Annotated in this window: 19 protein-coding genes; 5 read left to right on the forward strand and 14 right to left on the reverse strand. The window is 72.2% G+C overall.

Going from position 1 to position 23,735, the window contains the following annotated elements; translation table 11 throughout:
- Window positions 1–9: 9 nt before the first annotated feature.
- Window positions 10–3,159 carry an ATP-binding protein gene (locus OG917_RS14055; RefSeq protein ID WP_328317937.1) on the forward strand — a complete coding sequence of 1,050 codons (3,150 nt, stop codon included), beginning with the start codon at window positions 10–12 and terminating at the stop codon, window positions 3,157–3,159.
- Here OG917_RS14055 and OG917_RS14060 read toward each other — a convergent pair.
- Together OG917_RS14060 and OG917_RS14065 are read right to left on the reverse strand one after the other, a co-directional pair.
- Window positions 3,140–3,925, reverse strand: a complete 786-nt coding sequence (locus OG917_RS14060) for an ABC transporter permease (RefSeq protein WP_328317938.1) — start codon at window positions 3,923–3,925, stop codon at window positions 3,140–3,142. The two genes, OG917_RS14055 and OG917_RS14060, sit on opposite strands and share 20 nt — an antisense overlap.
- The gene (locus OG917_RS14065) at window positions 3,922–4,947 is read right to left on the reverse strand and encodes an ATP-binding cassette domain-containing protein (protein WP_328317939.1); all 1,026 of its coding nucleotides are present in this window, start codon (window positions 4,945–4,947) and stop codon (window positions 3,922–3,924) included. Before OG917_RS14065 ends, OG917_RS14060 begins: the two co-directional genes overlap by 4 nt.
- Window positions 4,948–5,139: 192 nt before the next feature.
- Between OG917_RS14065 and OG917_RS14070 the strand changes: the two genes are divergently transcribed.
- Window positions 5,140–6,495: a chloride channel protein gene (locus tag OG917_RS14070; RefSeq protein WP_328317940.1), complete on the forward strand. Its 1,356-nt coding sequence runs from the start codon at window positions 5,140–5,142 to the stop codon at window positions 6,493–6,495.
- A 14-nt stretch (window positions 6,496–6,509) separates the two neighbouring features.
- Here the strand turns inward: OG917_RS14070 and OG917_RS14075 are convergent, their stop codons facing one another.
- The 3 genes from OG917_RS14075 to OG917_RS14085 all read right to left on the reverse strand — a co-directional run bounded on the left by OG917_RS14075 (window position 6,510) and on the right by OG917_RS14085 (window position 9,326).
- Entirely contained in the window at window positions 6,510–7,208 is a 699-nt protein-coding gene (locus tag OG917_RS14075; protein WP_328317941.1) for a pyridoxamine 5'-phosphate oxidase family protein, read from the reverse strand.
- Between the two features lie 173 nt (window positions 7,209–7,381).
- Window positions 7,382–8,161, reverse strand: a complete 780-nt coding sequence (locus tag OG917_RS14080; protein ID WP_328317942.1) for an SDR family NAD(P)-dependent oxidoreductase — start codon at window positions 8,159–8,161, stop codon at window positions 7,382–7,384.
- A gap of 7 nt (window positions 8,162–8,168) precedes the next feature.
- A complete protein-coding gene (locus tag OG917_RS14085; RefSeq protein ID WP_328321869.1) occupies window positions 8,169–9,326 on the reverse strand; it encodes a serine hydrolase domain-containing protein in 1,158 nt (385 codons plus the stop codon).
- A gap of 190 nt (window positions 9,327–9,516) precedes the next feature.
- Here OG917_RS14085 and OG917_RS14090 point away from each other — a divergent pair, with 190 nt between their 5' ends.
- On the forward strand, window positions 9,517–9,933 hold the full coding sequence (locus OG917_RS14090; protein WP_328317943.1) for a DUF6176 family protein: 417 nt from the start codon (window positions 9,517–9,519) through the stop codon (window positions 9,931–9,933).
- 54 nt (window positions 9,934–9,987) lie between these two features.
- Here the strand turns inward: OG917_RS14090 and OG917_RS14095 are convergent, their stop codons facing one another.
- From OG917_RS14095 to OG917_RS14105, 3 genes are read right to left on the reverse strand one after another with little or no spacing between them, the layout of a single operon-like run.
- On the reverse strand, window positions 9,988–10,755 hold the full coding sequence (locus OG917_RS14095) for an energy-coupling factor ABC transporter ATP-binding protein (RefSeq protein ID WP_328317944.1): 768 nt from the start codon (window positions 10,753–10,755) through the stop codon (window positions 9,988–9,990).
- A complete protein-coding gene (gene cbiQ / locus OG917_RS14100) occupies window positions 10,743–11,504 on the reverse strand; it encodes a cobalt ECF transporter T component CbiQ (RefSeq protein ID WP_328317945.1) in 762 nt (253 codons plus the stop codon). Before cbiQ ends, OG917_RS14095 begins: the two co-directional genes overlap by 13 nt.
- 1 nt (window position 11,505) lies before the next feature.
- Window positions 11,506–12,561 carry an energy-coupling factor ABC transporter permease gene (locus tag OG917_RS14105; protein ID WP_328317946.1) on the reverse strand — a complete coding sequence of 352 codons (1,056 nt, stop codon included), beginning with the start codon at window positions 12,559–12,561 and terminating at the stop codon, window positions 11,506–11,508.
- 323 nt (window positions 12,562–12,884) lie between these two features.
- Here OG917_RS14105 and OG917_RS14110 point away from each other — a divergent pair, with 323 nt between their 5' ends.
- The gene (locus tag OG917_RS14110; RefSeq protein WP_328317948.1) at window positions 12,885–13,367 is read left to right on the forward strand and encodes an SsgA family sporulation/cell division regulator; all 483 of its coding nucleotides are present in this window, start codon (window positions 12,885–12,887) and stop codon (window positions 13,365–13,367) included.
- A 22-nt stretch (window positions 13,368–13,389) separates the two neighbouring features.
- Here OG917_RS14110 and OG917_RS14115 read toward each other — a convergent pair whose 3' ends face one another.
- Both OG917_RS14115 and OG917_RS14120 read right to left on the reverse strand, forming a co-directional pair.
- A complete protein-coding gene (locus OG917_RS14115) occupies window positions 13,390–15,585 on the reverse strand; it encodes an MMPL family transporter (protein WP_328317949.1) in 2,196 nt (731 codons plus the stop codon).
- Between the two features lie 106 nt (window positions 15,586–15,691).
- A complete protein-coding gene (locus OG917_RS14120) occupies window positions 15,692–16,291 on the reverse strand; it encodes a TetR/AcrR family transcriptional regulator (RefSeq protein WP_328317950.1) in 600 nt (199 codons plus the stop codon).
- Between the two features lie 180 nt (window positions 16,292–16,471).
- Here OG917_RS14120 and OG917_RS14125 point away from each other — a divergent pair, with 180 nt between their 5' ends.
- Window positions 16,472–19,876 (forward strand): S41 family peptidase, encoded by a 3,405-nt coding sequence (locus tag OG917_RS14125; protein WP_328317951.1) that lies wholly within the window; start codon window positions 16,472–16,474, stop codon window positions 19,874–19,876.
- Between the two features lie 149 nt (window positions 19,877–20,025).
- Here OG917_RS14125 and OG917_RS14130 read toward each other — a convergent pair whose 3' ends face one another.
- From OG917_RS14130 to OG917_RS14145, 4 genes are all read right to left on the reverse strand, one after another.
- The gene (locus OG917_RS14130; RefSeq protein ID WP_328317952.1) at window positions 20,026–20,232 is read right to left on the reverse strand and encodes a hypothetical protein; all 207 of its coding nucleotides are present in this window, start codon (window positions 20,230–20,232) and stop codon (window positions 20,026–20,028) included.
- Window positions 20,233–20,325: 93 nt separating this feature from the next.
- On the reverse strand, window positions 20,326–21,207 hold the full coding sequence (locus OG917_RS14135) for an SDR family oxidoreductase (RefSeq protein ID WP_328317953.1): 882 nt from the start codon (window positions 21,205–21,207) through the stop codon (window positions 20,326–20,328).
- A complete protein-coding gene (locus OG917_RS14140) occupies window positions 21,204–22,115 on the reverse strand; it encodes an alpha/beta fold hydrolase (RefSeq protein WP_328317954.1) in 912 nt (303 codons plus the stop codon). Before OG917_RS14140 ends, OG917_RS14135 begins: the two co-directional genes overlap by 4 nt.
- Entirely contained in the window at window positions 22,112–23,692 is a 1,581-nt protein-coding gene (locus tag OG917_RS14145; RefSeq protein WP_328317955.1) for a flavin-containing monooxygenase, read from the reverse strand. Before OG917_RS14145 ends, OG917_RS14140 begins: the two co-directional genes overlap by 4 nt.
- Window positions 23,693–23,735: the final 43 nt, after the last annotated feature.

The following is a 23,735-nucleotide window of genomic DNA, read 5'->3' on the forward strand; positions in this document are numbered from 1 at the left end:
TCTGCACGGATGACCACCGACCTGACCCTGCTGCCGCGTGTCGCCTATCGCGGTCAGGAGGTCACCGCGCCCCGGCTGCGCGGTCTGCTCGCGCTGCTCGCGGGCGATCTGCGCACGGGTTGCAGCACCGAGCGGCTCGTGGCCGGGCTGTGGCAGGACGCACTGCCGGAGCGGCCGGGAAAGGCGCTGCAGGTCCTCGTCTCCAGGGCCCGGACGCAGCTGGGCGCCGACGTCATCGTCAGCACGCCGACCGGGTACCGGCTCGCGCTCGCCGACGACCAGGTGGACAGCTCCGCCCTGCTGTTGCACGCCGCTGCGAGCGCCGACCGGGCCAGGGCCGGGGACCACGCGGGATCGCTGGCCGCGGCCGGGGCAGGACTCGCCCTGTGGGAGGGCTCCGCGGACGGAGCCACCGCCGAATCCGGCGACCCCGCAGCCGCGTTGCGCGCCGAGCGTGCCCCCGTCCGCAGCGCGCTCGTCCGCGCGCAGGCACTCGCGCTGGCCCGCCTCGGACGGCGCGCGGAGGCGGCCGGGCCCCTGGGCGTGGCCGCGTCGGAGCACCCGCGCGACGAGGAGGTCCTCGCCGAACTGCTGCGCGGCGAGGCGGCGACGGCGGGCCCGTCCGCAGCGCTGATGCGGTACGAGGCGTACCGCCGTGAGCTGCGCGACGAATTCGGTACGGACCCGGGCGCCGGGCTCAGGGCCGTACAGCAGGAGTTGCTGCGCGGCGAGGCGCCCGTGGCCAGGCACGGGGTGCCGCACGAGCCCAACCAGCTCCTCGGCAGGGACGAGGACATCGCGGCGGTGGAGCGGCTGCTGCACGGCTCCCGGGCCGTCACCGTCATGGGCCCCGGCGGCCTCGGCAAGACCCGGCTCGCGCACGCCGTGAGCCGCCGGGCCGGGCAGCGGGTCGTGTACTTCGTGCCGCTCGCCGGCGTCACCGCGGACGAGGACGTGGCCGCGGAGGTGGCCTCCGCGCTCGGCGCGGGCGAGGGCCGCCCCGGCGCCCTGAGCGGAAACGTCGCGGCCGACCAGGTGTCCGGCATCCTCGGCGTGCTCGGCTCCGGGACGGCGCTGCTGGTTCTCGACAACTGCGAGCAGGTCGTCCGGGGCGCCGCCGACCTCGTACGGGCGCTGCTCTCGTCCTCGGAGGACCTGCGGGTGCTCGCCACCAGCCGGGCCCCCCTCGGCCTGACGTCGGAGGCGGTGTACGCGCTGCCGGAGCTCGCTCCCGCCACCGCCATCGAGCTGTTCACCCAGCGGGCCCGCGCCGCCCGGCCCGGCGTGCAGCTGCCGCCGGACGCGGTGGCCGGGCTCTGCCGCCACCTCGACGGCCTGCCCCTCGCCGTGGAGCTGGCAGCGGCGCGGGTGCGGGTGCTCTCGGTGCCGGAGATCGCCAGGCGTCTCGGCGACCGGTTCGCGCTACTGAGCGGCGGGGCGCGGGACGCACCGGAGCGCCACCGCACGCTGCACGCGGTCGTCGAGTGGAGCTGGAACCTGCTCGCACCGGACGCGCGGGCGGCGCTGCGTCTGCTCTCGGTCTTCCCCGGCGGCTTCTCCGGCGAGGCGGCCGAGCGGGTCCTCGGGGAGGACGCGCTGTTCCTCCTGGAGCAGCTGGCCGGTCAGTCACTGCTGACCGTCGCCGAGGCCCCGGCGGGCGTGCGGTTCCGGATGCTGGAGACCGTGCGGGAGTTCTGCGCGGCCCGGTGCGCGGAGGCGGGCGAGGACGGCGAGGCGGTCGGCAGGTTCCTCGACTGGGCGCGGGAGTTCGGGGTCACCCACCACGACGTGCTCTTCGGCCCCGACCGGCTGCCTGCCTGGGAGCGCATCAGGGCCGAACAGGACAACCTCGTGCTGGCCCTGCGGCACGCGCTGGCCCATACCGATGGGCCCACCACCGCCGCCCTCACCGCCGTCCTCGCCGCCCAGTGGTCCACCGACTCCAACTTTCCGCGCCTCGTCTCCCTCTCCGCCGATACCGGACCGGCCCTCTCGCATTACCGTCCGGCGCCCGAGTACGTCGAAGTCGCCCGCGCCGCCGCGGTGTTGTGCGCGGCCAGCCTGCTCATGGGCTATGGCCTGCAGGCCGTACGCCAGCTCGTCAGCCTCCGCAGGCTGCCTCCGGCCAGGCCTGACACGCTGCTGCGCGCCACGGCGGTCGTACTGAGCGCGATTCCCGAGATGCGCCCGCCCGGCTACGACGTGCTGCACCAGCTCTGCGACAGCGAGCAGCCGCTGGTCGCCGGTATCGCCGAGTGCATCGCCTCGTACGTCTGGGAGTACGAGCACGACATCGACCGGGCCCTCGTATCGGCCCGGCGGATGATCCCCGCGCTGGCTCCCCTCGACAACCCGTCCCTGCAGCTCATGGGGCACTCCCGGCTGGGCGAGCTGTGCATGCGGACCGGGCGGGGGGAGGAAGCGTACGAACACCTCAGAGCGGCGCTCACGGTACTGCCGCGGCTCGGCGACGGGCGCGACTACATCGGGATCCGCACGTCCCTCGTCCTCGCCTGCCTGCAGCGCGACGAACCCGACGAGGCCGAGTACTGGGCGCGGCAGGCGGAGAGCGACAACCCCCAGCCGCAGGACGACTTCTACAACCCCGACTTCGGCGGGCGCGCCGAGATAGCGCTCGCCCGCGGGCTGACGGAGGTCGGGCTCCGGCTGTGGCGCCGCGCGGTGGAGCGGATGCCCGCGTCCGGCTCGGTCCTGAGCAGCGATCCCTGGCTCGGCCCCTGGGCGCTGCAGATCCAGTCGGCGGCGGTGACGGCGCACGCCCACGCGGGGCGCCTGGAACCGGTCGCGGACTCGGTCGACCGGCTGCGGCAGCGGTTGCGGACCCTGCTCTCCGAGCCGCCCGGCTCGCTCCTGGAGCTGCCGGTGTGGGGGACGGTGCTGCACGCGCTCGGCATGGCGGGGCTCGTGACCGGTGACGCCTCTGCCGGGCGGATGATCGCGCTGGCCGAACGGCTCCGGGTGCTGCGTGACTTCCAGCCGACGATGTCGGCGGAGCGCGCCCGGCAGGCGGTCGTGGCCACCGGGAACGCCGCCGGGGCGGCGTACACCGACGCGGTGTCGGAGTACGCCGCCCTGGGGCGTGACGAGTTGCGGGAGGCTGCCCGCGCTGTCATGGCGGTTACTTCGGGTCGCGGTTGAACTGCGCCGTCGACCAGCGGTAGCCGAGCGCCGTCAGCGCGACGCACCAGAGGATCGTGATCCACCAGTTGTTGCCGATCCCGGTGCCGAGGAGCAGGCCGCGCAGGGTCTCGATGGCCGGTGTGAACGGCTGGTACTCGGCGATCGGCTGGAACCAGCCCGGCATCGTGTGGGCCGGGATGAAGGCACTGGAGATGAGCGGGAGGAGGATCAGCGGCATGGCCATGTTGCCGGCGGCCTCGGGGTTGGGACTGGCCATGCCCATCCCTACCGCGATCCAGGTGAGCGCCAGGGAGAACAGCGTGAGCAGCCCGAACGCCGCGATCCACTCCAGCGGGGTGGCGTCCGTGGAGCGGAAGCCGATGGCGACGGCGACGATGCCGACCAGGACCAGGCTGGCAAGTACCTGCAGCACGCTGCCGATGACGTGCCCGATCAGCAGGGAGCCCCGGTAGATCGCCATCGTGCGGAAGCGGGCCATGATGCCCTCGGTCATGTCCGTGGAGACGGAGATCGCGGCCCCGATCACGGTGCTGCCGACAGTCATCATCAGCAGACCCGGGACGATGTAGGCGATGTAGTCGGAGCGGTCGGTGCCACCGATGCCCGCGCTCATCACATCTCCGAAGATGTAGACGAAGAGCAGCAGCAGCATGATCGGTGTCAGCAGCAGGTTCAGCGTCATCGACGGGTAGCGCCGTACGTGCAGCAGGTTGCGGCGCAGCATCGTGGACGAGTCGCGTACGGCGAGGGAGAGTGCGCTCATCGGACTGTCTCCTTGGACTGGCCGGTCTGGCCGGGCTGGGTGGAGTGGGTGGACTGGCCGGGCCGGGTGGACTGGCCGGGTACGTCGGTGCCGCCGGTCAGGGCGAAGAACACGTCGTCGAGGTCGGGGGTGTGCACGGTCAGTTCGTCCGCCTCGACGCCGGCCGAGTCCAGCCAGTCGAGAATGGAGCGCAGCTCGCGCTGGCTGCCGCCGCTCGGGATCTGCAGCGACAGCGCCTCGTCGTCCCTGGTGGCCTCGCGCAGGGCGACGGCGGCGGACCGGTAGGCGTCCGGGTCGGTGAAGCGGAGCCGGACGTGCCCGCCCGGGATGAGCCGCTTCAGCTCGTCGGCGGTCCCCTCGGCGGCGATCCTGCCGTCGCTGAGTACCGCGATGCGGTCGGCGAGTTCGTCGGCCTCCTCCAGGTACTGGGTGGTGAGGAAGACGGTGACGCCTCCGGAGACCAGCTCGCGGATGATGCCCCACATGGTGTGGCGGCTGCGCGGGTCGAGGCCGGTGGTCGGCTCGTCGAGGAAGATGATCCGCGGGCTGCCGACCAGCGTCATGGCGATGTCGAGGCGGCGCTTCATACCGCCGGAGTAACTGGCGGCGGGCTTCTTCGCGGCCTCCACCAGATCGAAGCGCTCCAGGAGTTCGGCGGCGGTACGGCGGCCCTCTGCGCGGGAGAGGTGGTGCAGGTCCGCCATGAGGAGCATGTTCTCCTCGCCGGTGATCAGGCCGTCGACGGCGGAGAACTGCCCGGTGACACCGATCGCTGCCCGCACGGCCCGCGGGTCGGCTGCCAGGTCGTGGCCCCCGACGTGCAGGTCGCCGGCGTCGGCGGTGACGAGGGTGGAGAGGATCTTGACGGCGGTGGTCTTGCCGGCGCCGTTCGGGCCGAGCAGCGCGAAGACCGTGCCGGACGGTACCGCGAGGTCGATGCCGTCGAGGACCGTCTTGTCCTCGTAGGCCTTGCACATTCCCCTGGCCTCGATGGCGAGGGAGTGCGGAGTCGTTGTCGTCATGCCGATGAGGTTCCGGCAGGCCGCATTCAACGCGGTTTCACGATGGTTTCAGCGGCCTGGAACCAGGTCGCTGAGAGGGAGGAGCGTTCCGCCTCCGAGGTGCATTATGTCCAGGTATACGTGGAAACATCCGCCGTGCTGTCATGCTCGTCGGACAGCCGACTTCCCGGACAGCCCTGAGGAGACGCCCCGATGACAGCGGACGAGCCGGCGGCAGACCAGCAAGCCGCCCTGCGCGCGGATCCGTTCGGCCCGCTGAGGACCCGGGGCTACCTCATGCTCCTGCTGCTCACCGCGCTCTTCGGCGTGGTGCTCTCGGCCGGTGCCTACGGCTTCCTGCAGGCGGTCGCGCACCTCCAGAAGGCCCTCTTCTCCAGCCTGCCCCACGCTCTCGGCTTCCACGGGGTGCCCGTCTGGTGGCCGCTGCCCCTGCTCGCCGTCGGCGGCCTGCTCACAGCCCTGATCGTGCGGTATCTGCCGGGCAACGGCGGTCACCAGCCCGCGGAGGGGCTCAAGACGGGAGGGGCCGCGCCCGCTGCCGAGCTGCCGGGCATCCTTCTCGCGGCGGTCGCGTCACTCGCCTTCGGCGCGGTGGTCGGGCCGGAGGCTCCGCTGATCGCGCTCGGCGGCGGACTCGCCCTCTACGGCTTCCGCCTGCTGCGGCCCGGTGCCGGCGCGCGGGAACAGGCCCTGGTCGCGGCAGCCGGAAGCTTCGCCGCGATCAGCGCACTGCTGGGGTCGCCGCTGGTGGGGGCCTTTCTGCTGATGGAGGCTTCCGGGCTCGGCGGCCCGCTGCTGGGGATCGTGCTCGTCCCCGGCCTGCTCGCCGCGGGGATCGGCGCACTGGTCTTCACCGGACTCGGCACCTGGGCAGGGGTCGGTGTCGGGACACTGACCATTCCGGACCTGCCGCACGCGGGGCGCCCCGACGTGGCCCAGTTCGGTTACGCGCTGGTCATCGGGATCGCCGCCGCGCTCCTCGGCACCGGGGTCCGCCGGCTGGCGCTGCGGCTGCAGCCGGGTGTGAACCGCCGCCGCACGGTCTGGACCCCGGTGGCCGGCCTGGTCGTGGCGGGGCTGGCCATCGCGTACGCCGAAGGGAGCGGGAAGGGCACATCCGATGTGCTGTTCTCCGGGCAGAGCGCGCTGCCGCACCTCCTCCTCAGCACCGGCACGTACTCCGCGGGGGCGCTGACGCTGCTGCTCGCCTGCAAGAGCCTGGCCTACTCGGTTTCGCTGTCCGCCTTCCGCGGCGGGCCGATCTTCCCGGCACTGTTCCTCGGCGCCGCGGGCGGGATCCTGCTCTCCCACCTCCCGGGGCTGCCGTTCGTCCCGGCCGCCGCCATGGGGATGGGCGCGATGTCGGTGGCGCTGCTGCGGCTGCCGCTGACCTCCGTCATGCTCGCCACGCTGCTGCTGGGACATGACGGTGTCACTGTCATGCCGCTGGTGATCGTCGCGGTGGTGGTCTGCCATGTCGCCTCGGCGCGGCTCAATCCACCGCTGCCCGGGACGGCGGAGCCCGCTGCCGCCCCCGCGCCCGCCTGAACCGGCCCGGCGCGTCAGGCCTCCTGCGCGGGTGTCCCCGCACGCTCCGCGAGGTGCGGCGGGGCCTCGATGCCCGGCCTGAGCAGCGGGTCCGGTACGAGAGCGCCCCAGGAGGTGTGGAGCGGGAGGGTCCCCGCCCACACCTCACGTGCGGCGTCCGGGTCGTCCCCGTCCTCCGGGGGGCCGGTGCGGATCTTGACCGACGCCTCGTCGAGCGGGAGGGCGAGCAGCACGGTCGCGGCCAGCTCCTTGCGGCTGGGACGCCGGGCGTAGTCCCACTGACCGGGCGCGGCCTGTTCCGTGAGGCAGCGCAGACCCGCGAGCTTCTCGTCCGGATCGGTGACCGGGCGCGGGACGCCGAAGAGCATGGCGCTGCGGTAGTTGATGCCGTGCTCGAAGACCGAGCGGGACAGGACGAGCCCGTCGACGTGGGTGACGGTGACGCACACGGCCGCGTCCGGGGCCGCGACCAGGCTGCGGCTGGCGACCGAGCCATGGAAGTACAGGGTCTCGCCGTCCGAGCCGTAGGCCGTGGGCACCACTGTCAGGGTGCCGTCGACCGTCACCCCTAGGTGGCAGACGAAGCCGGCGGCCAGGATGGAGTCCAGATCGGAACGGTCGAGGCTGCCCTGCTCGCGCAGGCGCCGGTGGCGCGTCCGCTCCGTCTCCGCCAGCGGCCGGGCCGGGGGCGCGTCCTGGGGGGACCGGGTCATGGGAGTCCCTTTCGTCGAGTGGCCGACCGGGAACACTACTGATCTCGCAGCAGAATGACCAGATCACTAGCTGAATACGTTGCGTCGCACATTCCACGCAACGAATTCCGCACCCAGCCCACTTTCCGCGACGCGGCACACCCGCCCCACGCCAGGCCCGCCCGCGACCTGCCTCAGCCCAGCGAGTTCCGCAGACCCAGGTTGCTGGTCAGCAGGCCGCCGTCCACCGGCAGGGTCACCCCGGTGATCCACGCGGCGTCACGCGAGGCCAGGAACGCCACGGCCGCCGCGATGTCGTCCGGGACCCCGACCCGGCCCAACGGGTAATGCTTCGCGGCCTGTTCGAGCGTCTCCTCGACTCCGCGCAGCGCCCACACATCGGTGTGGATCGTGCCCGGCGCCACCAGGTTGACGCGGACCCCACGCGGCGCCGCGTGGCCCGCGAGCGTACGGGTCAGACTGGCCAGGCCGGCCTTTGCCGCGCTGTAGGCGTGGTTGCCGAAGTCCTGGGCGCCGTTGACCGAGCCGATGCTGACGATGGCGCCCCGGCCGCCCGCCGCGGCGAGATGCGGCATGGCGGCGCGCGAGACCCGGAACGCACCGCTCAGCGTGGCGTCCAGATCGCGGTCCCAGGACTCGTCGTCCTCGTCCTCGAAGAGCGGGGCGTCGGGCGAGCAGGCGTACGCGTTGTTGACCAGGACATCGAGCGCGCCGAACTCGCCCACCGCGTACGCCACGGCCGCCTCGACGGCGGACCGGTCGGTGACATCGCAGGTGAAAGGCAGCGCGCCGGGCAGCTCAGCCGCCGTCTTCTCCGCGCGGGCCCCGTCCAGGTCGGTGACCAGGACGCGGGCCCCCTCCTCGGTGAACCGGCGGGCGGTGGCAGCGCCGATTCCCCTCCCCGCGCCAGTGATCAGAACCGCATGGCCATCGAACCGCCTCGTAGCATCCATGCTCCGATCATGTCGCCGAGTGCACTGCCCTGACCAGGGCCTGGGCGCGCGGATCGGCGGTGACGCCCTTCTGGAGCGCGTTGGTCACGTACCCCAGCGCGATTCCGGACTCCGGATCCGCGAAGCCGAGCGAGCCGCCCCGGCCGGGGTGGCCGAAGGAGCCGGGGCCGAGCAGCGGGGCCGACGGGCCGTGCAGCATGAAGCCGAGGCCGAAGCGGGTGTTGACGACGAGCACCCGGTCCGGGCCCGACGACTCCTCGGTGCGGGCCAGGGCGAGGGTGGCGGGCGCGAAGAGGCGGGACCCGTTGTCGACGTGGCCGATCATCGCGGCGTAGACACGGGCCAGGGCGCGGGCGGTCGAGATGCCGCCGGAGCCGGGGAGTTCGGCCGCGCGGTAGGCGTCGTCGTTCTCGTCGGGGAACGGCTCGATGGCTCCGAAAGCGCGGCTGGTCGGCGAGTGGGGGTCCTGGTAGGCGTCGGTGACGGACCGTTTCGGCTTGAGCTTGAGGCCGGTACCGACCGGCGGGGCGGCGACGGGGCCGATCCGGCCGACGCGGTGGGCCTCCTCGGCGGGGAGCCCGACCCAGAAGTCGATGTCGAGGGGGCGGGCGATCTCCTCCGCGATCCACCGGCCGATGGTGCGGCCGGTGACCCGCCGGACGAGCTCGCTCAGCAGCCAGCTGTACGTCTGCGCGTGGTAGCCGTGCTCGGTGCCGGGCTCCCACAGGGCCTGCTGGGCGGCGACGGCTCGCGGCCCCGACACCCCGTCGATGGCCTCGGCAGGCGTGAGCGGGCGGTCGATCAGGGGGACGCCGGTGCGGTGGGCCAGGAAGTGCCGGACGAGGGCGCGTTCCTTGCCGCCCGCCTTGAACTCCGGCCAGTACGTGGAGACGGGGGCGTCCAGGTCCAGCTGGCCGCGCTGGTGCAGGAGCAGCGGGACCGCGGCGGCCACCCCCTTGGTCGCGGACCGGACGACCTGGGCGGTGTCCAGCGCCCACGGTTCGGCGCCGTCGACGTCCTTCGTACCGGCCCAGAGATCGACGACCTTGTGCCCGTCGCGGTAGACGGTGACGGCCGCGCCGCGCTCCGCACGGTGTGTGAAGTTCCGCTCGAAGGCGTCCCGGACCGTCTCGAATCCGTCCGCCACTGTGCCTTGGACGTCCACCACGTCGCGCTCCCACGTCTAGCGGTACGCCCGGCCGGCGTACAGGGTCCATGGTGCGGTGCGGCTCGGGCGGGAGTCGCCGGGGGGTGGGTCTTGCGTGTGCGCGAAGGCGCGGGCCCGCCGGGTGGCGGGCGGAGGACAGCAGGACCACGCGGCGACCCGGGAGCGGGATCTGGCAGGCTCTGCGTTCATGACTGCCGACAGACCCGCAAGCATCCCCGAAGGCCTGGTCGTTGAGCTGTCCCGGGCCAAGGTCAGACCCGACGGGGGCCCGGAGGCCGACCGTTGGATGCAGATGCTCAACAACCGGCTCGACGAGTGCGTAGCGACGCTGGACCGGGAACGAATGGCCATCGAGATCGTATTCAGGCTGCGCGAGGAGGGCGAGGAGTACCTGTACTGGGTCACCGTCAAGGGTGAGAACGGCGCCGGTGCGGATCCCGGCCTGCCCATCGACCGCGATCACATCGAGCAGGCCAAGCGCACGAAGGAGCCGGGCTGGGTCGAAGCCGAACCGCAGGTCCTCATGCTTCCCGCCCCCGTACGGGAGGCGGTCCTGGCCTGGTCGCTGCGCGAGGTGCCCGCGAGGCCCGCGGACGAGCCGTAGCGGGTCCGGCCCGCGCGGTCGCGGAGCCGCGGGCCCAGGCGCAGGTCCACGGGCTCAGACCACCGTGCGCGGGTTGAATCCGAACGGCAGCTCCAGCCGGTGGGCGCTCATCAGCGCGTCGTCGGCCAGGATGTCGCCGGTCGGTCCGTCGCCGACGATCACGCCGTCGCTGAGCACCACCGCGCGCGGGCACAGTTCGAGGGCGTACGGCAGGTCGTGCGTCACCATCAGCACCGTCACCTCCAGCGACCGCAGGATGTCCGCGAGTTCACGGCGGGACGCCGGGTCCAGGTTGGACGAGGGCTCGTCCAGGACCAGGATCTCCGGCTCCATCGCGAGGACGGTCGCGACCGCGACCCGGCGGCGCTGGCCGTACGACAGGTGGTGCGGGGGGCGGTCCGCGTAGGACTCCATGCCGACCTGGGTGAGCGCGGCGGTGACCCGGGCCTCCAGCTCCGGGCCGCGCAGCCCGGAGGCGGCGGGGCCGAACGCCACGTCCTCGCGGACCGTCGGCATGAAGAGCTGGTCGTCGGGGTCCTGGAAGACGATGCCGACGCGGCGGCGGATCTCCGCCAGGTTGGCCTTGGCCACCGGCAGTCCGGCGACCGACACGGTGCCCGCACCGCCGGTGAGGATGCCGTTCAGATGGAGGACGAGCGTGGTCTTGCCGGCGCCGTTGGGCCCGAGCAGCGCGACGCGCTGGCCGCGCTGGACGGCCAGGTCCACCCCGAACAGGGCCTGGTGGCCGTCGGGGTAGGCGTACGCGAGACCGGCGACCTCAAGGGAGGGCGGGGCAGCGGGGGTCGTAGTCACAAGGTCCATCCCAGCAGACAGATACAGAGGGCCGCGACGGGGAGTGCCGCGGCGGACCGCCACTGCGCGCCCGACGCGGTCACTTCGTCGATGACGGGCATGGTCCCGGTGTATCCCCGGCTGACCATGGCCAGATGTACGCGCTCACCCCGCTCGTAGGAGCGGATGAAGAGCGCCCCCGCCGATTTGCCGAGCACCCCCCACTGCCGTACGCCACGGGCCTCGAACCCGCGCGAGCGGCGGGCGATCGACATCCGGCGCATCTCGTCGGTGATCACATCGCCGTACCGGATCATGAAGGACGCGATCTGCACCAGCATCGGCGGCAGCCGCAGCCGCTGGAGCCCGAGCAGCAGGGAGCGCAGTTCGGTGGTGGAGGCGAGGAGTACGGAGGCGGCGACGCCGAGGGTGCCCTTGGCCAGGACGTTCCAGGCACCCCAGAGGCCGGGCTCGCTGAGTGAGAGGCCGAGGACATGGACCTGGTCGCCGGGGACGACGAACGGCATGAGCACCGCGAAGGCCACGAACGGGATCTCGATGAGCAGGCGCTTCAGGAGGAACCCGGCCGGGACGCGCGCCACGGCGGTCACTCCCGCGAGCAGCACCGCGTACAGGGCGAAGGCCCACATCGCCTCGCGCGGGGTGGAGACCACCACGATCACGAAGGCGAACACGGCGGCGAGTTTGCAGTGCGGTGGCAGGTCATGGACCGGCGAGTGGCCGTGCCGGTAGAGCTTGTGCGCGTGGCCGGCGCCCATGTCAGACGGCTTCCGCGTGCGGGCCGGCCGGCGACTGCGCACGGCGGCGGCGGACCGCCCAGAAGACCCCGCTGCCCACGACGACCGTGGCGCCGACCCCGATCAGCCCGGCGAGACCGCCGGAGAGCCGGGCGTCGGAGATGTCCTTGACGCCGTACCCGGCGAGCGGGGAGTCCCCGGTGTGGTGCGGCTGCTCCTTGGCGTCGATGCCCTTGTCGTGGGCGACCTTCTCCAGGCCGTCGGGGCTGGCGGAGGCGTAGAAGGAGACGAACCCGGCCAGGACGAGGGCCGTGATCAGCCCGATGCCCCAGACCTTGCGGGTGGACCGTGCGGAGCGCGCGGCGGCCGGGACCGGCCGGGCCGCGGGCGCGTCGACGAGTTCACCGCCCACCCGGAGCTTGAGCGGGGCGGTCAGGCCGCGGGCGCCGTGGACCAGATCGGGGCGGACGGCGATCACGGCGCCGACGGTGAGTGCGGTGATCGCGGCCTCGCCGATTCCGATGAGGACATGGACGCCGACCATCGCGGTCAGCACCTTCCCGACCGGTACGTCGGTGGTGCCGCCGAGTGCGTACATCGCGGTGAAGGCGAGTGCGGCGCACGGCACGGAGAGCAGCGCGGCGACGAAGGACGCGGCGGTGATCGAGCTGCGGCGGCGGGGCAGCACCTTGACCAGACCGCGGAAGACGGCGTACGCGACGACGGTCGTCACGATGGCCATGTCCGTGATGTTCACACCGAGCGCGGTGAGCCCGCCGTCGGCGAAGAGGATGCCCTGCATCAGCAGGACGACGGAGACACAGAGCACCCCGGTGTACGGCCCCACCAGGATCGCGGCGAGCGCGCCGCCCAGCAGATGGCCGCTGGTACCGGCGGCGACGGGGAAGTTCAGCATCTGCACGGAGAAGATGAAAGCGGCCACCAGGCCGGCGAGCGGAGCGGTGCGCTCGTCCAGCTCGCGGCGGGCGCCCCGGAGGCTGACGGCGATCGCGCCCGCGGCGATGACACCGGTCACCGCCGAAACGGGGGCGTTGATGAATCCGTCGGGGACATGCATGTGGTGACTCTCTCCTCGAAGGCGCACCGGCGGTGGTGAACCGTTCGATGATAGAGCCTTGTTGCGAACGGCTCGCAAGAGCGCCTTCCTCCCAGCTGCGGCCACGGGCCGGCAGCGGGCGGCGAGCCGGGCCGCGCCTGCGGGCCCGTCAGCGGCGGGTCCGCGCCCCGGCGGCACCGTCCCGGCAGTGGCATCTCTGCGAAAATATGGGACATTAGATGTAAATAGCCCAAAAAGGTCAGCATCTCGATCGCTGCACGCATCACCGGCACACCGGTCACTCGCACACCGGTCAGCCGCATCACCGGATCAAGGGAGCGCGCATGTCCCCCGTGGAGGTACCCGTACGAGGCCATGTCGTGACCGACGTACCCGGCCAGTGGACCGTGGTCTTCGTCGCGCTCCGGTACGAGCCGGAAAGTGACCCGGGTGCCGTGCGCTTCGCCTTCCCGGGCGACAACGAGTGGTCCTTCCCGCGGGAGCTGCTCGAAGCGGGGCTGCGCACTCCGCAGCGCTCCGGCGACATCGGGATCTGGCCGTGCGGGCGGGCCCAGGTGGTGCTGGAGTTCTACTCGGCGGACGGGGTGGCGGTGGTGCAGTTCGACAACGCGCCGCTGATCCGGTTCCTGCGCCGTACCCACGCGGAGGAGGCCAGGGAGCGGGCGCCCCGCGAGGAAGCACCCGCAGCCCCCGCGCCCAGCGAGGAGGCACCCGCGAAGCGGGCGGCCCGCGAGGAAGCACCCCGGCCCGCGGAGCGGGCAGAGGCCCCCCATGCCGTGGGGCACGGGGGGCCTCTGCGGACCTGAGCCGCCCGGACGGCCCGGTCGCTCAGGCGTCGATCAGCTCACGCTTCGTCTGCGCCTCGATGTGCTTGTTCAGGCCCTCACCCTCGACGTCCACGTTCGGCAGCGCCCGGTCCAGCCAGCGCGGCAGCCACCACGCACGCTTGCCGAGCAGCGCCAGGACGGCGGGCACGATGGCCATGCGTACGACGAAGGCGTCGAAGAAGACCGCGATGGCGAGCCCGAAACCGATCATCTTGATCATCGAGTCGCTGGCCCCGATGAAGCCGGAGAAGACCGCGATCATGATGACGGCGGCCGCGGTGACCACCCGGGCACCGTGCTTGAAGCCGGTGACGATGGCCTGGCCCGGTGTCTCGCCGTGGACGTACGCCTCCCGCATGCGGGTGACCAGGAAGACCTCGTAGTCCATCGCGAGACCGAAGACCACACCCACCATGAAGATCGGCATCATCGACATGATCGGGCCGGTCTGCTGGACGCCGAAGAGCGAGCCGAGCCAGCCCCACTGGAAGACAGCGACGACCGCGCCCAGGGCGGCGACCACCGAGAGCAGGAAGCCGAGCGCCGCCTTCAGCGGCACCAGCACCGAGCGGAAGACCAGCATCAGCAGCAGGAACGCGAGCCCGACGACGAGCGCCAGATACGGGACCAGTGCGTCGTTCATCTTCTGCGAGAAGTCGATGTTCATCGCGGTCGCGCCGGTGACCAGCACCGTGGCACCGGTGTCCGACTTGACCTGCGCACCCGCGTCACGGATGGAGTGGACCAGGTCCTCGGTCTGCACCGAGGACGGCCGGTCCTTGGGAATGACGCTGATCGTCGCGGTGTCGTGCGCCTTGTTGTAGAACGGCGGCGCCACCGAGACCACGCTGTCGAGCCCGGAGATCTTCCGGTGCACCTCGTCGACCGCGGCCTTGCCGTCGCCGACGCCCTTGACGTCGACGACGGTCGTCAGCGGACCGTTGAAGCCGGGGCCGAAGCCGTCGGAGAGCAGATCGTACGCACGGCGCTGGGTGGTGTTGGTGGGCTGCGCACCGTCGTCGGGCAGGCCCATCTGCAGGGAGGCCGCCGGAATCGCGATGGCACCCAGGCCGATCACACCGACGAGCAGCACCAGGACGGGGCGGCGCAGGACGACGCGCGCCCAGCGGGTTCCGCCGTTGGGCTTGACCTCGGCGCCCGGGACCGGCGGGTTCTTGCGGGCCTTGCGTCCCACCACGCGCTTTCCGGCGAAGCCGAGCAGCGCGGGGATGAGCGTGAGCGCGATGAGGACGGCGATCACGACCGTACCGGCGGCGGCGAAGCCCATCTTGGAGAGCATCGGGATGTTCACGACGGCCAGGCCGACCAGGGCGATGACCACGGTGAGCCCGGCGAAGACCACGGCCGAGCCGGCCGTCCCGACGGCCCGTCCCGCGGCCTCCTGGGGTTCTCTGCCCTCGGCGAGTTCCGCGCGGTAGCGGGAGACGATGAACAGCGCGTAGTCGATACCGACCGCGAGACCGATCATCATCGCCAGCGTCGATGTGGTGTTGCCCAGGTCCAGCACATTGGCCAGCGCGGTGATGGTCGAGACGCCGATACCGACGCCGATGAGCGCGGTCAGCAGCGGGAGCCCGGCGGCGATCAGCGAGCCGAACGTCACCACGAGCACGAGGGCCGCGAGCACGACACCGATGATCTCGCCGGAGCCGGTCTCCGGCATGGCCTGGAGCGCGTCACCGCCGATCTCCACCGTGTACCCGTTGTGCTGGACCTTGTCCGCGGTGTCCTGGAGCGCGTCCTTGGACTTGTCGGTCAGCTCCATCGAGCTGACCTTGTAGGTGACCTGGACGTAGACCGTGCTGCCGTCCTTGGAGACGGCCTTCGCCTTGTAGGGGTCCTTCACCGAGGCGATCTGGGAGGAGCCGGCGCTGAGCTCCTTCTCGACCGTCTTGATCTCGTCCTTGTTCGGCGCGGATGTCATCTTCTCGCCGGAGGGGGCCTTGAAGACGACCCGGGCGGTGGCGCCGTCGGCGCTGGCGCCCGGGAAACGCTGTCCCAGCAGGTCGAAGGCCTTCTGGGCCTCCGTGCCGGGTATCGAGAAGGAGCTTGCGGTCGCGGTGGCGGCGGACGAGGCGCCGAAGCCGGCGAGCGCCAGCAGCGCCACCCACACCAGGGCGACATAACGGCGGCGCCTGAAGGCGAACCGTCCGAGCTTGTAGAGGTACGTGGCCACGAGGGCGTCTCCCGGTCAGGTCGGGTGGAAAAGGGCGTAGTGAACCAGCCCGACGACGAGAGCGGCGTGTCAGGTGGAGAGGTGTTCAGGTGTGTCAGGCGGTGGCTCAGGTGGTGGTCACGGTGGTGACCGGTTGCCGGACGCCGAGAGCGGGGAGTACCACGGCGTCCAGATAACAGGAGAGGAACGCCTGGTCGACAGGCTGCTCCTCCAGCAGCTGACGGGCGACGAAGGCGCCGACCATCATGTGCGGGACGAATTTCAGCGCTGGGTTGTCGGCGCTGACCTCGCCGCGCTGCACGGCACGCTCAAGCATGAGGTTGAGCCCGGTCACTTCGGGTTCGATCAACAGCTCGCGCAGTGCCTGGAAGAGATCCGGGTTCTCATGCACGGCATGCATCAGACCCCGCATCAAGGCGGTGTTCCGTTCCATCTCGCAGTCGTCCCCGCGCGCCACCATGGACTGGAAGTCCCCGCGCAGCGAACCGGTGTCGACCTCGTCGATACGGACGGGCTTGTTGTACCGCAGCGCCCTGGCGACCAGCTCCGGCTTGCTCCCCCACTGGCGGTAGAGGGTGGCCTTGCTGGACCTGGTACGGGCGGCGACGGCATCCATGGTCAGGGCTTCGTAGCCGACCTCGCGCAGCAGATCGAGTGTGGCCGCGTACAGCTCACCCTCGCGCTCCGGTGTCAGTCTGCTCGCCATCCCCGGCCTTCCCGAGCGAAACGGTTTCGTACACCATGACGGTACGCCGCGTCCGAGCGAAACGGCAACGTTTCGCTTGTGGACTCGATCACGGTTGTCGGGCCGGGATAAGAGCGGCCGGGGGCGGAGGCGGTCCGCCCACGAGTTGCCGGGCCCCCTCCGCGCGGAAAGCATTGGGGGGTGAGCCAAGCCGATGCGGGAGACGCCGCGTACCTCCGCTTCCCGAACCTCCGGGGCGAGCTGCTGTGCTTCGTGACCGAGGACGACCTCTGGGTCGCGCCGCTGGCCGCCGGGGCCGGGCGCCCCGAGCGGGCCTGGCGGATCACGGCGGACAGGACCCGGGTGGGCCAGCCGCGGTTCTCCCCCGACGGCGAGCACATCGCGTACACGTCCTGGCGCAGCCTCGACCCGGAGATCCATCTGGCCCCCGTCCAGGGCGGCCCGTCCCGGCGGCTGACGTACTGGGGCTCGCTCGACACCCGGGTCCGCGGCTGGACACCCGAGGGCGACATCCTGGCCGTGGCCTCGCACAACCAGCCGTTCTCCCACTTCAGCTGGGCCTACACGGTGGCCACCGACGGCTCACCGGGCGCCAAGCTGCCCTGGGGCCCGGTCCACGACATCGCGGTCGGTGATGTGGCGGGCGAGCGCCGCACGCTCCTGCTCACCGGGAAGCCCCCGCACGAGCCGGCCGCCTGGAAGCGCTACCGCGGCGGTGCCACCGGCCGCCTGTGGCTGCACGGGGAGCGGCTGCTCGCCGGGATCGACGGGCATCTGGGCTGCCCGATGCTGGTCGGTGGCCGGGTCGCCTTCCTCTCCGACCACGAGGGCATCGGCAACCTCTACTCCTGCCTGCCGGACGGCACGGACCTGCGCCGCCACACCGACCACGACAGCTGGTACGCCAGGAACGCGTCCACCGACGGCCACCGGGTGGTCTACCAGTGCGCCGGCGACATCTGGCTGGCCGACGACCTGTCGCCGGGCGCGGTACCGCGCAAGCTGGAGGTCCGCATCGGCAGCCCGCGCACCGGCCGGCGCGGCTACCAGGTCCCGGCGTCGGCCAACGTGGACGGCCTGTCCGTCGACGAGACGGGCCGGGCGAGCGCGGTCGTCGTACGCGGCAGCCTGTACTGGCTCACCCACCGCGACGGCCCGGCCCGCACCATCACGGACACCCCCGGGGTACGGGTCCGCCTCCCCGAGATGCTCGGCAGCGCAGGACGGATCGCGTACATCACGGACGCGGAGGGCGAGGACGCCGTCGAGATCGCCTACATGCCGCGCGCCACCGGCAACCGGCCGCCCCGGCGGCTCGCCGCGGGGGAACTGGGACGCGTCCAGGAAATCGTCTCGGACCCCGCGGGGGAGCGGCTGGCCATCGCCTCGCACGACGGGCGGCTGCTGCTGCTCACGGTCGCGGAGGACGCACCCGAAGAGGCCCTGGCCGGCCCGCCGGACGGCGGAGCGGCGGACGGCGGAGCGGCGGACGGCGGAGCGGCGGACGGCGGAGCGGCGGACGGCGCAGGCGGGGAGGGCGCGGAGAGCACGGAGGCCGGCGGTGAGGTCACCGAGCTGATCCGCTCCCTCAACGGCCCGGTGCGCGATCTCGCCTTCTCGCCCGACGGCACCTGGCTGACCTGGTCGCACCCCGGGATCGGCCGCTCGCTGCGGCAGATCAAGATCGCGAAGATCGCCGGGCCGATGGCCCCCACCGTCGTCGATGTCACCAACGGCCGCTTCGAGGACGAGAACCCGGTCTTCACCAGCGACGGCCGCTACCTGGCCTTCCTCTCCTGGCGGGGGTTCGACCCGGTGTACGACGTGCACACCGGCGACCTGTCGTTCCCGCTGGGCTGCCGCCCGTACCTGGTGCCGCTCACCTCCGCGACACCCTCGCCCTTCGCGCTCTCCCCCGACGGCCGTCCGGCGGCGGGCGGTCTCGACCCGGTCGACGCCCTGTCGGACGACAGCGCGGACGGCAGCAAGGTACTGGTCGAGATCGAGGGCCTGGAGAGCCGGGTCACGCCGTTCCCCGTGCCCGCGTCGAAGTACTCGTCGCTCTGCCCGGTCAGCGGCGGCGGCCTCGTCTGGCTGCGCTGGCCCATCTCGGGCGCGCTCGGCGAGACCTTCGTCAATCCGGCCGACACCTCCGGCCGCCCCACGCTCGAACACTTCGCCATCGCCAGGGCCCGCAAGGCCGAACTGGTCGACCACCTGGACTGGTTCGCCGTCAGCGGCGACGGCAGCAGGCTGGTGGTCATGGACCTGGGCGAGCTGCGGGCGGTCCCCGCGACCGAGACCGGTGACAACGACACCACGGTCTTCCTCGACCCGCGCCGCATCCTGCACGATGTCGACCCGCCGTCCGAGTGGCGCCAGGCGTACGAGGAGGCGGGACGCATCATCCGCGCCTACTTCTGGGAGCCGCGGATGTGCGGCATCGACTGGTCGCAGATCCTGGCCCAGTACCGCCCCCTGGTCGAACGGGTCGCCTCCCCCGACGAGTTCGCCGACCTGCTCCGCGAGGTCCTCGGCGAGCTCGGCACCTCGCACGCCTACGTCACCGCGGCCCGCAGGAACGAGGGGCCGCCGCACTACCAGCGGGTGATGGGCCTGCTCGGTGCGAATCTGGTCTGCAGGGACGGCGCCTGGGTGGTCAAGCGCATCCTGCCCGGCGACTCGTCCGACTCCAGGGCGCGCTCCCCGCTGGCCGGCACGGGCATCCGCGAGGGCTCCGCACTGACCCATGTCGACGGCCGCCCGGTGGACCCGGTCACCGGCCCCTACCCGCTCCTGGCGGCGGCGGGCGGCACCACGGTCGAGCTGACGTTCAGCCCGGCGAACGGCACGGGCGGCTCCCGCCGGGTGGCGGTGGTGCCGCTGATCGACGAGCGCCCGCTGCGCTATCAGGACTGGGTGGCCAAACGGCGCGCTGCCGTGCGGAAGTTGAGCGACGGACGGTGCGGCTATCTGCACATCCCCGACATGGGCGGTTCGGGGTGGGCCCAGTTCAACCGCGATCTGCGCCTGGAGGTCTCGCGTCCCGCGCTGATCGTCGACGTACGGGGCAACGCGGGTGGTCACATCAGCGAGCTGGTGGTCGAGAAGCTCACCCGCACGATCCTGGGCTGGGACCTCACCCGGGACGCCCAGCCGGTGTCGTACGCGTCGAACGCACCGCGCGGACCGGTGGTCGCCCTCGCGGACGAGGCGACCTCGTCCGACGGCGACATGATCACTGCGGCCTTCCGGCTCCTGGGCCTGGGCCCGGTGGTCGGCCGGCGGACCTGGGGCGGCGTGGTCGGCATGACAGGCCGCCACCGCCTCGGGGACGGCACGGTGATCACGGTCCCGATGAACGCGGCCTGGTTCGACGGTTACGGCTGGTCGGTCGAGAACCACGGTGTGGACCCGGACATCGAGGCGCTGCGCACCCCGCTGAACTGGGCGGAGGGCCGCCACGGTCAACTCGACGACGCGGTCTGGACCGCACTGGACCTGCTCGCGGCGAAGCCGGCGGTGGAACCGCCCGACTACTCGGACGTGCCGGACAAGAGGCGGCCGGAGCTGCCGCCCCGGTAGGGGCCGCGGGAGCGGGGCACGACAGGCGGCGCGGAGGCATCGATCGCCGTGTGCGTGGGCCGGCCGTACGGCCCGCACACGGCGAGGGCGCGCCTCCCCCTCGGGGAGACGCGCCCTCGCAGAACCGCTCGGCGCCCATGCGGCACCGGTCAGGAGTCGAACTGGTCCCGGACCTGGTCGGCTCCGTCCTGGCCGCGCTCCCGGGCCCGGTCCGCGGCGTTCCCGCCGCGCTCGCCCGCCTCGTCGCCGGGCCGCGCCGAACGCTCCGGAGCCTCGTCCTTCGCACCGCCCCCCGACTGCTTGCCCCGCTCGGCGAGCTGCTGCGCCTTCTCCCTGAACTGGTCCTTCATGCCCATGGGGTTCAACTCCCGGTGACGTGTGAGGGGTGGAGGGCGGCGCCCTCCAGGCCTCGACCAGATTGACACGACGGAAGATTCACCGCATTTCGATCAGTGACGTTCCGTACGCGCCTTCTCGTCCGCCGCGCCACCGGCGCCCACCAGCCCCCGGCCCACCCCGGCGAGCCGCGGCTCGAAGCGCCGCATCTCGCGCTGGCCGACCGTGCCGATCAGGGCGGGCAGATACCCCCGCACGGACTGCATCCCCCGCAGCCACCACTGCGCGTACACGTGCGAGGAGCGGCGTTCGATGCCGGCCACGATCCGGTCGACGGCCGGGCCCAGCGGATACGTGCGGTTCGCGGGCCACGGCAGCCGCTGCCGCAGCTCCCGCATCACCTCGTCCTCGTCCGCACCGCGCACCATGTCGGTGTCCGTCCAGGAGAGATAGCCGACGCCCACCCGCACGCCCTTGTAGCCGACCTCGGCCCGCAGACAGTGCGCGAAGGCCTCGACACCCGACTTGGACGCGCAGTACGCGGACATCATCGGCGCGGGCGTGATGGCGGCCAGCGAGGCGATCTGGAGGAAGTACCCGCGGCTCTCCGTCAGCACCGGAAGGAACGCCCGCGCGGTGACCGCCCCGCCCACCAGGTTGACCTCGATGACCCGCCGCCACGCCTCGGGGTCCGAGTCGGTGAAGGGCCCGCCGGAGGCCACCCCTGCGTTGGCCACGACGATATCCACCTTGCCGAAGCGCGCTTTGACCTCCTGCGCGACGGCCGCCATCGCCACATGGTCGGTGACGTCCGCGTGCCAGTGCGCGCTCTCGGTGTGCAGCCGCCCGGAGACCGCCTTCAGCTCGTCCGGCTCCAGGCCGACGAGCGCCACCTTCGCGCCCCGCGCGGAGAGTTTGCGGGCCAGCAGCTCACCGACCCCGCGCGCGGCCCCCGTGACGACCGCGACCTGGCCCTCCATGCTGTTCCTGCTCATACGGCCTTCTCCTTCTCCACTCGGTCAGCCAGGTCCACCGGCAGGTGCGCGGCGGCCAGTTCACGCAGCAGCGTGCTGACCTCCCCGGGTGCCTCCACCGGTGTCATGTGCCCGACGCCCACCAGCTCGGTGAGGCCGTGGCAGTCGGGGAGCGCGGCGGCCAGCTCCCGAGCGTGCACCACCGGGGTGAGCCGGTCCGCCGTACCGGCGATCACGGCCGTGGGCACGGTCAGCTCCCGCACGCCCGCTCCCAGATCCAGCCCGGCGAGCACGTGCGACCAGCCCACCCGCGCCGCCCGGGGGCAGGCGTGCACGATCCGCGCACACTCGGCGACCCGGTCCGGGGCCGAACCGGGGCCCATCGTGGCGTACTTGAGGATCCGCCGCGAGACGGGTGTGACAGGACCGAGCGGGGCACGCGCCCCGAGCACCGCGCCCGTCAGCCGGGTCCGCAGCCGTCCGGCGCGCAGCGGCAGTACGGTCGACTCGGCGATCAGCCGGGAACTGCCCGTACTGCACAGCAGTACCGCCGCCGCGTGTTCCCTGAACCCGGGCCGCCCGGCCGCGGCCATCATGGTCATCCCGCCCATGGAGTGACCGCCGAGCACGGCGCGCTCACCCGGCGCCAGGGTGGCGGCGAGCACCGCCTCCAGGTCGTCCGCCAGGAGGTCCGTGGTGTACCCGCGCGGATCCGCCACGTGGGTACGCCCGTGTCCGCGCTGGTCGTACACCACCACCCGGTGGTCCGGCGCGAGCGCGTCGATCTGGGCGGCCCAGAAGAGGGTCGAACAGGTCCAGCCGTGCGAGAGCACCACGGCGGGGGCGCCCTCGGGCCCGTGCACCTCGGCATGGATCCGCGCACCGTCCGCCGAGACGGCGGTCAGCTCCCGCACTCCGGCGCCGCTCACACCGACTCCCGGTCCGTGGCGCGGCCCTGGTCACCGGCGGTCCCGCCGTCCGCGACGCGGTCGTGGTCGCCGGTGCGCTGACGCACGATGGGCGGCTCGGCCCCGGCTCCGGCCCGTACGACCCGGTACTCGCCGAGGTCGACCGCGCGGGTGGCCTTGCGGAACTCGGCCGTGGTGCCCGGCCAGATCGTGGTGTTGCGGCCGTTCGCGTCGAGGTACCAGCTGGTGCAGCCGCCGGTGTTCCAGACGGTCCGCTTCATCCGCTCCTGGACGCGTACGTTCCACGCGTCGACCGCCGCGGGCCGCGGGTCGAGCGCGACCCGGCCGCCCAGTACGTCCAACTGGCGCAGGTAGTCGGCGAGATAGCTCAGCTGGGACTCGATCATGAGGATCATCGACGAGTTGCCGAGGCCGGTGTTCGGGCCGATGATCGTCATCCAGTTGGGGAATCCGGCGGCCGTCGCGCCGCGCAGCGACTCCATGCCGTCCTTCCACGCCTCGGCCAGGGTGCTGCCGTCGGCACCCACCACGCGCTCGGCGATCGGCATGTCCGTCACATGGAAGCCGGTACCGAAGATGATCACATCCGCCTCGGTCTCGGTCCCGTCGGAGGCGACCAGCGTATTTCCCCTGATCTCCTTGAGCCCGGACGCCACGACGTCCACATTGGGCTGCGCCAGCGCCGGGTAGTAGGTACTGGAGAGCAGGATGCGCTTGCATCCGATCCGGTACGAAGGCGTCAGCTTGGCGCGCAGCGCCGGGTCCTTGATCGAGCGGCCGATGTTGGCCCTGCCTATCGACTCGATCAGGCCGAGCTCGTTGGGGTGCTTGGTGAAGGCGCTGACCTGGAGCTCTCGTATGCTCCACAGCAGCCGCCTGCGCGCGGACGCGGTGAAGGGCACCTTGCCGTGCAGCCACCGCTCGGCGCCGCTTATCGCGCGGTCCATCCGGGGCATCACCCACGGCGGGGTGCGCTGGAAGAGGGTGAGCCGGCCGGCCTCGGGCTGGATGGCCGGCACGATCTGGATCGCGGACGCCCCGGTCCCGACCATCGCGACGCGCTTGCCGCGCAGATCGGCTCCGTGGTCCCACTGGGCGGAGTGGAAGACCTTGCCGCCGAAGGAGTCGAGGCCCGGGATGTCCGGCATCTTCGGGTCGGAGAGCGGCCCCGTCGCGGAGACGACCACATCGGCGGTCAGCGTGCCCTGGGTGGTCTCGATCTCCCAGCGCAGTCCGGCGGAGTCCCAGCGCATCATCCGTACCTCGTGGTCGAGACGGATGTGCGGCCGCAGCCCGAAGGTGTCGGCGACGTTCTCCAGGTAGGCGCGGATGTGCGGCTGGCCGGAGAAGGTACGCGGCCAGTCCGGATTGGGGGCGAAGGAGAACGAGTAGAGGTGGGACGGTACGTCGCAGGCGCACCCCGGGTAGCTGTTGTCGCGCCAGGTCCCGCCGACCGAGCCGGCCCGCTCCAGGACGACGAAGTCGGTCACCCCCTCGCGGCGCAGCCGGACGGCGGCCCCCAGGCCACCGAATCCGGACCCGATCACCGCCACTCGTACGTGCTCGTGCTCGGCCATGCTGCCGCCTCCCGCAGTACCCGGACTCTGCCAGTAATCACTG

Origin of the sequence: Streptomyces sp. NBC_00388 (assembly GCF_036061255.1) — a bacterium.
Lineage (GTDB): Bacteria > Actinomycetota > Actinomycetes > Streptomycetales > Streptomycetaceae > Streptomyces.